This window comes from Micromonospora craterilacus (assembly GCF_003236315.1).
GTDB classification, from domain to species: Bacteria; Actinomycetota; Actinomycetes; order Mycobacteriales; family Micromonosporaceae; genus Micromonospora; species Micromonospora craterilacus.
Genome location: NZ_POTY01000232.1, coordinates 1 through 11,040 on the forward strand (window position 1 = coordinate 1; position 11,040 = coordinate 11,040).

Here is an 11,040-nt window from a genome sequence, read left to right on the forward strand (position 1 = left end):
CGCGTAGCCCGCCCCGCCGCCCGCCAGCAGGCGGATGCCACTCGATCCTGGTTCGAGTGGCCTCCTGGCGACGACGATGCCACTCGAACCAGGATCGAGCACGATTCTTGGGCCGGGGAGGTCACCGCGCGGTGTGCGGCCGAGTGGATCAGCCTGGTCGGACGGGCGGCGTGCCGGCGCGCCCGGGGTGCCTGAGCGTTGACCAGCAGTGAACCGTTTTGGCACGGTTGCCGCTCGGCAAATCGTCCGGGAAGCGCTCCCGTGTGGTCCGAGCTATCGACTTGCGCTTCCGTCGCTGGTAGAACAGCCAATCATCGTGGCGCTGGTGATCGTGACCAGAAGTCGCCGCCGGCGCCCTGCCCCCTCGAATCGAGGTATGTACGTGCGTGTTCGTCGACCATTGGCGGTCCTGCTCGCCGCAGGGCTCCTCTTTGGACCAACCACCGCCGCCACCGCGGCACCGCCGGACCCGGAAACCCGTGACGCGGCGGTCGAGTCGCCCCGCGGTCAGTCCGACACCAACCTGCCGTTCGGTGTCGGGTCAAACCAGCGGGGGCGCTCTGCCGACGCGCCGGGTCGGCAGCCCGCCGAGCCGGCGCCGTCGGCCAAGCTGCCCGGCAAGCCGCGCAATGACGTGATCAAGGACGTGTCGGTGGAGCTGACCGACGCGTCCATCCCGCTCAACCTCATTCCGTACCACGGGATTCCGGCCGCGCTGCGCGCGCTCCAGCAGAGCAACCGGATCAGCGTGGAGGTCATCGGCCAGTCCGTGCTGGGCCGCGACCTGCACCTGGTGCTGGCGACCTCGCCGATGACCGACGCCCAGTGGAAGAACTGGCAGGAGCTGTCGGACCTGCGGATCAGCGACCCGCACGCGGCCCAGGCCAAGCTGGCCGCCGGCGGGTACGACAACTGGCGCACCCCGCTGTTCATCAACAACAACATCCACGGCAACGAGTGGGAAGGCACCGACGCCAGCCTCCAGGTTCTCCAGGAGCTCGCCTTCTCGAACGACACCGAGATCGTGAAGATGCTCGACCGTCACGTGATCGCCTTCGTCGTGACGAACAACCCGGACGGTCGGGTCGCGGCGACGCGGGCCAACGCGAACGGCTTCGACATGAACCGCGACTACATCACGGCCTCGCAGCCTGAGGTCCGCGCGGTTCGCGCCCAGCTCGTCCGCTACAGCCCGCTCACCATGCTTGACATCCACGGGTACGTGTCCTGCACCCTCATCGAGCCGACCACCGGTCCGCACGGTGACAACTACGAGTACGACCTGTACATCAAGTACGCGCTGCGCAACGCGCTGGCCATGGAGCAGGCCATCCTCGCCACCGGCGAGACCCGCGCCACCTGCGCGAACCCGGACGGCACCCGGCGCAACGACATCCCGTTCCGGGACCGTTCCCAGGGCTGGGACGACTGGCCGCCGATCTTCACCCCGATGTACTCGATGTACCACGGCACGATCGGGCACACCATCGAGGTTCCGCTGAACCCCCGGGGCAACCTGGCCGAGGCGGAGCGGCACGAGCGCACCCGGATCAACACCGCCGTCGCGAAGGCGTCGATCAAGGGCAACCTCGGCTACGCCACCCAGAACCAGAAGGAACTGCTGGCCAACCAGCTCGAGTGGTTCCGGCGCGGCGTGGACGGCGAGGCGACGCGGCCGATCGACGACCCGCTGGCCCTCTCGCTCGCCCGTGGTGACAACGCCAAGACGCACCCGCAGGGCTTCCCGCGGGCGTACGTCATCCCGGCCGGCGCGGACCAGCGCAGCGCAACCGCAGCGGCTCGGCTGGTCCAGTTCATGCTGGACAACGACCTGACCGTGCAGCGGGCCTGGCGGCCGTTCCAGCTGAACGGCAAGAGCTACGAGGTCGGCGCCTACGTGGTCGACATGCGTCAGGCCAAGCGCGGTCTGGCGAGCGCCCTGCTCGAGGTCGGGCGGGACGTGACCAACGACTTCAACGCGATGTACGACATCTCGGCCTGGAGCCACGGTCACCTCTGGGGCGCGACGGTGGAGCGGGTGACCGAGGACGTCACCCTCGACCCGAAGGTGCTGCGTCCGGTGACCGAGGCCCGTGCCACCGGCGAGGTGGCGCCGGGCAACCGGTCGGAGTACGGCCTGGTCGTCGACTCGGTGGCGGGTATCCGCGCCGTGAACCACCTGCTCAACGACGGGGTGAAGCTGGGCCGGATGCCCAACGGCAACTTCGTCGTGACGGCCAACGCGTCCGTCGTACGCCCGATCGCCGACGCGTACGGTGTCGAGTTCACCAAGATCACCCCGCCGGAGGTGCGGACGGCCAAGCCGGTCGCCAAGACCCGGCTCGGTGTGTCGGCCAACGGCGGCGAGATCTTCGCCCTGCAGCAGATGGGCTTCACCCCGATCTCGGTGACCCACACCGCGTTCAACAACGGGGCGCTGTCGTTCGGCGACTTCGACGCCTTCTTCGTCTCCACGACGTCGTTCAACCCGCTCAGCTTGAACGCCACGCAGGCCGCGGCGTTCAACCAGTGGCTGGCGAACGGCGGCACCGTCGTGGGCCGGGGCAGCAGCGGCAAGCAGTTCAACGACCGGGCTGGGCTGCTCGACGTCACGATCGCGGCCGGACGCAGCGACGCGAACGGCATCGTCAAGGTGGTGAACGACCCGGCTTCGCCGATCACGGGTAACGCGCTGCCGACGGCGTTCGTCGACGCACCGCAGTACTTCACCCGGGTCGGTGCCGGCGTACGGGTCGACCAGCGCCTGGCCGACGAGGGCTTCTTCCTCGCCGGTCACTGGGGCGGTCAGGCGGCCGCCGCTGGCCACGCCGTGGTGGTGAGCGGTGTGGCGAAGGGTGCGAACGTGACCCTGTTCGGCACCGAGCCGCTCTTCCGGGCCCACCCCGAGGGCCTCTACCCGCAGGTCGCCAGCGCCCTGTGGTGGAACGGGTCGTGAGCTGACCCGCGGCTGATCGAATGATCCTGTGGCCCCGGCCGGTGCGACTCGTCGACACCGGTCGGGGCCACTGCCGTGCCACCGCCCCGGTGGGGGTAACTACGTTGCACGGGCGCTGATCGCCATTACGATCCGGCACCATGGCGATCGTCACCACCCAACGGCTGCTGCTGCGCGACTGGACCGACGAGCCGGCGGACCTGGCCCGACTTTTCGACATCTACCGCCGTCCCGTGATCGCCCGGTGGCTCGGTGCCGCGTCCGGGCTGCCGATGACCGACCCGGCGCAGGCGGTCGAGCGGCTGACCATGTGGCGAAAGCGGCACGCCGACCACGGCGACCGGTACGGCACCTGGGCCATCGAGGTACGCGACACCGGAGTCGCGGTCGGCACGGCCATGCTCAAGCCGCTGCCGGGGCGGGACGAGCAGGTCCTCACCGACGACATCGAGGTGGGCTGGCACCTGCACCCGGACGCCTGGGGCAACGGGTACGCCACCGAGGCCGCCCGAGCCCTTGTCGACCGGGAGTTCACCACCGGCACCCTGCTGATCCACGCCGTGGTCGACCCCGGCAACACGGCCTCCAAGGCGGTCGCCTGCCGGCTCGGCATGACCCACATTGGCCGCCGCAGCGACTGGTACGGCGGCGAGGACCTGGACACCTTCGTGCTGCGCCGTGCGGCCTGAGCCGGCAACGCCGTGCACCACGAACAGCCGACCTCCGTCGCGGAGGCGGAGCGGATCCAGGAGCAGTTGAAGCAGCGCCTCGACCTGGACACTCACCTGGGCACCAACCCGACGCTGGTGGCCGGCGTCGACGTGTCGTACGACAAGTTCTCGCCGCGAATCACCGCCGCCGCCGTGGTCATCGACGTGACCACTCGCGAGGAGGTGGAGTCGGCCGTCGTGCACGGCGAGGTGAGCTTTCCGTACGTGCCGGGGCTGCTGGCCTTCCGCGAGGTGCCGATCCTGCTGGAGGCGCTGGGCACGCTCGGGTGTCGTCCCGAGGTGGTGGTGTGTGACGGGTACGGCATCGCGCATCCACGAAGATTCGGGTTGGCCTGCCACCTGGGCGTCGTGACGGAGCGGCCCACCTTCGGGGTGGCGAAGACGCCGTTCGTCGGGACGTACGACCAGCCCGGTCGGCGTCGGGGCGACTGGTCGCCCTTGTGCGACGGCGATGAGGTGCTGGGCCGGGTGCTGCGAACGCAGACCGACGTCAAGCCGGTGTTCGTGTCGGCGGGCCACCGCACCAACCTCGACGAGGCGACATCCCTGACGCTCGACCTGAGCCCGCGGTACCGGCTCCCGGAAGTGATCCGCAGGGCAGACTTCCTCTCCCGCGAAGCACTGCGCCGAAGTGAGGACTGACCTCCTCGCCATACTGCCTGATGGCGTGTCGATGTGCGCTGCTGGCACTGCCCGACGGCCTCCGAACCGTCGACTTCGATACCCGTCAGGATCTATGTCGGGTTGAGGTCGGGACGAGACGGAGGTGTTACGCGCCTACGCGACGGTGAAAGCATGGGCGCGTCGCGGAAGTACGACGGGGGCGTGGACCGGTCGCCCAAGGGGCTGATCGACCCGTTTCTGGCCTGGCTGATCCACCCGGTGACCGTGGCAGCCACGGTGCTGCTGATCCTCAACGACCACGTCCTGAAGGCGGCCTATCCCGGTTGGTTGACCGGAAAGCTCAGCGATGTCGCCGGTCTGGTGATGGCGCCACCGTTGGCGGCGCTCGTACTGGCCAGCTGCTGCGCGCTGCCGGCCTTGCGCCGTGCGGCCCGCGCCGCTGTGGTGGGCGGCGCGGAACGGCCCCGACATCGTCCGTCCGATCCGGCGAGGAACACTGCGGTCGGGCTGGCGGACCTGCTGGCGGCCATCGCGATCTTCCTGGTGGGGGCAGGGTTCACCGCCGTGAAGGCCAGTCCCGCGGGAGCCGCGCTGGCCTCGTCGGCGTGGAGTGTCGTCAACGGGCCGTCGGTCATCCTGGCGGATGTCTCGGACCTGCTGGCGCTGCCGGCGCTGGCGCTGGCCTGGTGGACGTGGCGGTCGGCGGCGGCCCGCCCGACCCTGGCCCGGTGGCTGCGGATGGTGGCCGTGCTGGTGGTGTTGCCGATAGCCGGGTTGGGCGTCGCGGCCACCTCCGCCGTCGTCTACGACGACGCCGTCACGATCGTCGAGTGGCGGGGCACGGTCCTGGTCGGCATCGGCAACGCCTTTCACAAGGACTCGCGAGAGCCCTATTCCTGGTGGGCCAGCAAGGACGACGGGCTCACGTTCTCGTCGCATCCGGAGGCCGACGAGGAACACTTCTGGGACGGGCGACCGCCACCGGCATCGGAAGAGGACTGCTCGGCACGGGAACCGCGGCACTGCTTCCGGATCGTGCCGCACCAGCTGGCGGTCGAGGAGAGTCAGGACGGTGGGACGACCTGGCGCGTCGCGTGGCAAATCGACGAGGAGGCCCGGCAACGGCTCGGCATGACCTACCCGGGCGTAGGTGATGTCCGCGAGTACCTGTCCTCCCGTGCGCTGGTGGTGCGGGACCAGCCGGGCGGGGGCGTGGTGGTCATGGTGGCCAACGGCCGCGACGGCCTGGTCCGTCGTGACGCCTCCGGCGACTGGGAGCGGATCGGGCTGCGTCCCTTCGTCGGAAGGGAATCCCTGACCGACGATCCCCCGCAGCCAATTCCGAACGCCATGAAGGCGACCGTCACCATAGGTACGACAATTGCCGCTCCGCTGTCGCTCGCGGTTGGGAGCATGGTGGTTTTCATCGGTTGCAGCGCGCTTCTGGCACGGCGGCACGGCTGGTTCGTGGCCCCGGTGGCGGTCGTTGTCGGCCTACCCGGCCTGCTGGTAATGGCCATCTTCATCGAGGAGGCATCGGCCGGCGTACACGATGGTCTGTTCATTCCGTTGGGCATGATGGTGGGCCTGACCCTGGTCCCGGCAATTGTCGCCGTACCGCTTGCTGCCGCCGATCCTGAACCGTCGGGGGCGACCGTCGGCGGTGTCTGTCTCGCTGGCCTGCTCGCCGGGGCCGCGGTGCCACTGCCGTACCTCGTCCGGCTCCAGACGGGCTGGCCGAGCCAGACCATGGCGACCACTTTCGCGCTGACCATCGCGGTGATGGCGATCCTCGCCAGCATCCCGCTCGCCATCTGGCACGCGCTGCGCCGGATCCCACGGCGGCGGGACCAGCAGCCGTAGCGACCAGTGGCCAGATTCTGGCCGCACTGTCGGTGGCCGCCGACTGTGGGGCCAACGCCGGTTCGTCGCGTGACCGGCGGCGCGCTTTGCCTGTTCCATCCGTTTGGTCGCCTGCTCGATGTCCGATGATTGGCTCGAAGTTGGGTGTGGCATCGGAATCTTGGACAGTTTCCGTCAGGCGCTAACGGAAACTGTCCAAGATTCCGATGCCGAGTCGGAGTATCAGGGAGTCCGCCCTGCCGGCGGCCCTATCGGTCTCTGGTCATGTCGGCCATAAGTAACCTTTCGAGCTGGGTGGATTCGGCGCGCACCTTGGCCGCGCGGTTACGGGAGCAATGGGTCGGGGCATGACGCCTCCGTGCGCGGTGGTGACCGCCCATCTCATGAGAGGTTGGTCGGCGTGTAGCTGGACAGAACCGTGCCGCCGCAACCCGCAGGCGAGGTGCACGTACCTCGGTGGGCGAGGCTGGCGGCGCGCCGTCCTTCGACGTGTCGGCTACCTGCGACATCAGGTGGACCGTGAGCGTCGCGCTCAACCCGGAGACGGTGGTGCACGCGGGCCGGGAGCTGTTGGTCGCCGGACCGAGGATCGCTCGCGCGGGGACGGCTGAGCGAGCACTCGGGGCTGTTAACAAGGGGCCCTTCCTCTACCGCAGGCGTTAATAAGGTGCCCTTCCTTTCACCGAGGCTCCCGGCGGGCGTACAGCGGGCGTGGGGAAGAATGGGTCGGTGACCTCCCCCCGCGATCTTGTACTGCTGGGCTGTACCGGTTCGATCGGTACGCAGGCCATCGACATCGTGCGGCGCAACCCGGACCGGTTCCGGGTGGTGGCGCTGGGTGCCGGTGGTGGCAATGTCGAGCTGCTCGCCGCGCAGGCTCTCGAACTCGGGGTCGAGGCGGTCGGGGTAGCGAAGGCGTCCGCCGCCCAGGATCTTCAGCTCGCGTTCTACGCCGAGGCCAGCCGCCGGGGCTGGGCCAGCGGCGAGTTCAAGCTGCCCAAGATCGTCGCCGGGCCGGACGCGATGAGCGAGCTGGCGCAGTGGCCGTGTGACGTCGTACTCAACGGGGTGGTGGGCTCGCTGGGGCTCGCGCCGACGCTGGCGGCGCTGCGCGCCGGGCGTACCCTCGCGCTGGCCAACAAGGAGTCGCTCGTCGCCGGTGGCTCGCTGGTCAAGGCCGCGGTGACGCGGCCGGAGCAGATCGTGCCGGTCGACTCGGAGCACTCGGCGCTCGCGCAGTGCCTGCGCGGCGGCACCCGGGGTGAGGTACGCCGGCTGATCGTCACCGCCAGTGGCGGGCCGTTCCGGGGCAGGCGGCGCGACGAGTTGACAAAGGTCACGCCGGAGCAGGCGCTCGCGCACCCGACCTGGAACATGGGGCCGGTGGTCACGATCAACTCGGCGACCATGGTCAACAAGGCGCTGGAGGTGATCGAGGCGCACGAGCTGTTCGACGTGCCGTACGCCGACATCACCGTGATGGTGCACCCGCAGTCGGTGATCCACTCGATGGTCGAGTTCGTCGACGGGTCCACGCTCGCCCAGGCCAGCCCGCCGGACATGCGGCTGCCGATCGCTCTGGGGCTCGGCTGGCCGGAGCGGGTGGCCGACGCCGCCGGAGCCGTCGACTGGAGCACGGCCCACACCTGGGAGTTCGCGCCGCTGGACGACCAGGCGTTCCCGGCGGTGGCGCTGGCCAAGGCGGCCGGCGAGGCGGGCCGGTGCCGACCGGCGATCTACAACGCGGCCAACGAGGAATGCGTGGCGGCGTTCGTCGCCGGGCGACTGCCGTTCCTCGGCATCGTCGACACGCTACAGCGGGTGTTGGACGAGGCTCCCGAATTCGGCGAACCGGGTACCGTCGAGGACGTACTCGAAGCCGAGTCGTGGGCCCGCGCGCACGCGCAGGAGATCATCGCAGCTGCGGTGGAAGGAGCTTGATGTCGTTCGCGTTCGGGGTGGTGTTGTTCGCCCTCGGCATCCTCGTCTCGGTGAGCCTGCACGAGGCCGGCCACATGCTCACCGCCAAGGCCTTCGGCATGAAGGTCACCCGCTACTTCGTCGGCTTCGGCCCCACCCTCTGGTCGTTCAAGCGGGGTGAGACCGAGTACGGCATCAAGGGCATCCCGCTCGGCGGCTTCTGCAAGATCGTCGGCATGACGCCGCAGGACGACGACGTCGAGCCCGGCGACGAGAAGCGGGCGATGTGGCGGTACCCGGTGTGGAAGCGGACGATCGTGATGTCCGCCGGCTCGGTCACCCACTTCGCGCTGGCGATCTTCGCCGCCTGGCTCGCCGCGATGACCTTCGGCCTGCCCAACCCCGACCGCCCGACCACCGAGGCCCAGGTACGCGCCGAGCCGGCGGTGATCGCACTGCAGAACTGCGTCCTGCCGGACACCACGTACCGGGAGTGCGCCGCCGGCGACACGGCCAGCCCGGCCGCGGCGGCCGGGCTGCGGAACGGCGACCGGATCACGTCGCTCAACGGCACCCCGATCAACAGCTACGGTGAGCTGCTCACCACCCTGCGGGCCACCACCCCGGGCAGCACCGCCACCATCGGGTACGTCCGCGACGGCCAGTCCAGCACCACCGAGACGGTGCTGGCCACCACCAAGCGTCCGCCGATCGACAACCCGGACGGGCCGGTCACCGACGTCTCCGCGCTCGGCGTCGGGCTGATCCTCTCCACCCCGGGCCTGGTCTCCTACGGCCCGGTGGAGGCGGTCGGCGCGACCAGCGACTTCATCGGCGACATGGCGGAGGCCACCGCGCATGCGTTGCAGCGCCTGCCGGAGAAGATCCCCGCGCTGTGGACCGCCATCACCGGCGGCGAGCGGGACATGGACACCCCGATCAGCGTGGTCGGCGCCAGCATCCTCGGCGGCGAGGCGGTCGCCAACGACGCCTGGGAAATCTTCGTCATGCTGTTCATCTCGCTGAACTTCTTCATCGGGGTGTTCAACCTGCTGCCGCTGCTGCCGCTGGACGGCGGTCACATCGCCATCGCCTGGTTCGAGCGGGCCCGCTCCTGGGTGTACGCGCGGCTGCGCCGGCCCGACCCGGGCCGGGTCGACTACTTCAAGCTGATGCCCTTCACGTACGTGGTGATCCTGATCGGTGGCGTGTTCACGCTGCTCACGATCACCGCGGACGTCGTCAACCCGATCACCCTCTTCACAAGGTGAGTGCCTGAAGTGACCGCTGTCAGCCTCGGTATGCCCGCCGTACCGCCGCCTCCGCTCGCGCCTCGTCGGGCGAGCCGCCAGATCATGGTCGGTTCGGTGCCGGTCGGTGGTGGCGCGCCGGTCTCGGTGCAGTCGATGACCACCACCCTGACCTCCGACGTCAACGCCACCCTCCAGCAGATCGCGGAGCTGACCGCGTCCGGCTGCCAGATCGTCCGGGTGGCGGTGCCGAGCCAGGACGACGTGGAGGCGCTGCCGGCGATCGCGAAGAAGTCGCAGATCCCGGTGATCGCCGACATCCACTTCCAGCCGAAGTACGTCTTCGCCGCGATCGACGCCGGCTGCGCGGCGGTGCGGGTGAACCCGGGCAACATCCGGCAGTTCGACGACAAGGTGGCCGAGATCGCCGCGGCGGCCTCCGCCGCCGGTACGCCGATCCGGATCGGGGTCAACGCCGGCTCCCTCGACAAGCGGCTGCTCAGCAAGTACGGCAAGGCCACCGCGGAGGCGCTGGTCGAGTCGGCGCTGTGGGAGTGCTCGCTGTTCGAGGAGCACGGCTTCCGGGACATCAAGATCTCGGTCAAGCACAACGACCCGGTGGTGATGATCCGGGCGTACCGGCAGCTCGCCGAGCAGTGCGACTACCCGCTGCACCTCGGCGTGACCGAGGCCGGCCCGGCGTTCCAGGGCACCATCAAGTCGGCGGTCGCCTTCGGGGCCCTGCTGGCCGAGGGGATCGGCGACACCATCCGGGTGTCGCTGTCCGCGCCGCCGGTCGAGGAGATCAAGGTCGGCAACCAGATCCTGGAGTCGCTGGGGCTGCGCGAGCGCGGCCTGGAGATCGTCTCCTGCCCGTCCTGCGGGCGGGCCCAGGTGGACGTCTACAAGCTCGCCGAGGAGGTCACCGCCGGCCTGGAGGGGCTGCCGGTGCCGCTGCGGGTGGCCGTGATGGGTTGCGTGGTCAACGGCCCCGGCGAGGCCCGGGAGGCCGACCTGGGAGTGGCCTCCGGCAACGGCAAGGGCCAGATCTTCGTCAAGGGGCAGGTCATCAAGACCGTGCCCGAGGGTCAGATCGTGGAGACCCTGATCGAGGAGGCGCTGCGGCTGGCCGACGAGATGGGCGCCGAGCTGCCCGAGGAGCTGCGCGGGCTGCTCCCCGGCGCCACCGTCACCGTGCACTGACCCGGCACATCGGCACGTTCCACCCGAGGGCGGCCACCCCTGACCAGGGGTGGCCGCCCTCGGCGCGTACCGGGGCTCACTCGGATTCGGCGAGGATCGCGTACAGCTTGCGGCGGGTCTCGTCGAGCACCTGGGCGGCCCGTTCCCGCTGGTCGTCGGTGCCGGTCATCATCACCTGTCGCAGGGCGTTCATCGCCTGCGCGCCGGCGTGCCGGATGTCGTGCCAGCTGTTGATCGTGTCCTCGGCGACCTCCGCCCAGGGCGGCGTCTGCGCCGCTTCATCGGCCTCCGGTCGGCCCTGTTCGGTGAGCGTGAACCGCTTGCGGCCACCGCCGGTCTCTTCGGTGGCGGCGATCACGCCCTCGTCCTCCAGCAGTTGGAGGGTGGGGTAGATCGAGCCGGGGCTGGGCCGCCAGGCCCCGCCGGTGCGGGAGTCGATCTCCTGGATCATCTCGTAGCCGTGCATCGGCCGCTCGGTGAGCAGGGCCAGCAC

The 11,040-nt window shown here is 69.7% G+C and carries 8 protein-coding genes; 7 read left to right on the plus strand and 1 reads right to left on the minus strand.

The window, feature by feature from the left end:
• Positions 1 to 382: 382 nt before the first annotated feature.
• The 7 genes from C1I95_RS27220 (at position 383) to ispG (ending at position 10,547) form a co-directional block, all read left to right on the plus strand.
• Complete coding sequence (locus tag C1I95_RS27220) at positions 383 to 2,956, plus strand: M14 family metallopeptidase (protein WP_158566484.1); 2,574 nt, start codon at positions 383 to 385, stop codon at positions 2,954 to 2,956.
• A 140-nt stretch (positions 2,957 to 3,096) separates the two neighbouring features.
• Positions 3,097 to 3,645, plus strand: coding sequence for a GNAT family N-acetyltransferase (locus tag C1I95_RS27225; protein ID WP_111217981.1), 549 nt, complete (start codon positions 3,097 to 3,099; stop codon positions 3,643 to 3,645).
• A gap of 12 nt (positions 3,646 to 3,657) precedes the next feature.
• On the plus strand, positions 3,658 to 4,329 hold the full coding sequence (locus C1I95_RS27230) for an endonuclease V (protein ID WP_111217982.1): 672 nt from the start codon (positions 3,658 to 3,660) through the stop codon (positions 4,327 to 4,329).
• Between the two features lie 153 nt (positions 4,330 to 4,482).
• A complete protein-coding gene (locus C1I95_RS35945) occupies positions 4,483 to 6,174 on the plus strand; it encodes a hypothetical protein (protein ID WP_199523928.1) in 1,692 nt (563 codons plus the stop codon).
• A gap of 729 nt (positions 6,175 to 6,903) precedes the next feature.
• Positions 6,904 to 8,115, plus strand: coding sequence for a 1-deoxy-D-xylulose-5-phosphate reductoisomerase (gene dxr, locus C1I95_RS27240; protein WP_111217983.1), 1,212 nt, complete (start codon positions 6,904 to 6,906; stop codon positions 8,113 to 8,115).
• Positions 8,115 to 9,365: a M50 family metallopeptidase gene (locus tag C1I95_RS27245; RefSeq protein ID WP_111217984.1), complete on the plus strand. Its 1,251-nt coding sequence runs from the start codon at positions 8,115 to 8,117 to the stop codon at positions 9,363 to 9,365. Before dxr ends, C1I95_RS27245 begins: the two co-directional genes overlap by 1 nt.
• A gap of 9 nt (positions 9,366 to 9,374) precedes the next feature.
• Positions 9,375 to 10,547 (plus strand): flavodoxin-dependent (E)-4-hydroxy-3-methylbut-2-enyl-diphosphate synthase, encoded by a 1,173-nt coding sequence (ispG, locus tag C1I95_RS27250; RefSeq protein WP_111217985.1) that lies wholly within the window; start codon positions 9,375 to 9,377, stop codon positions 10,545 to 10,547.
• A gap of 76 nt (positions 10,548 to 10,623) precedes the next feature.
• Here ispG and C1I95_RS27255 read toward each other — a convergent pair.
• On the minus strand, positions 10,624 to 11,040 hold a 417-nt coding region (locus C1I95_RS27255; protein ID WP_111217986.1), incomplete at its 5' end, for a PadR family transcriptional regulator.

Excerpts from the sequence above, each read along its gene's own strand:
- C1I95_RS35945 (WP_199523928.1), top strand. The coding sequence starts at position 4,483 with ATGGGCGCGTCGCGGAAGTACGACGGGGGCGTGGACCGGTCGCCCAAG.
- C1I95_RS27245 (WP_111217984.1), top strand. The coding sequence starts at position 8,115 with ATGTCGTTCGCGTTCGGGGTGGTGTTGTTCGCCCTCGGCATCCTCGTC.
- C1I95_RS27225 (WP_111217981.1), top strand. The coding sequence starts at position 3,097 with ATGGCGATCGTCACCACCCAACGGCTGCTGCTGCGCGACTGGACCGAC.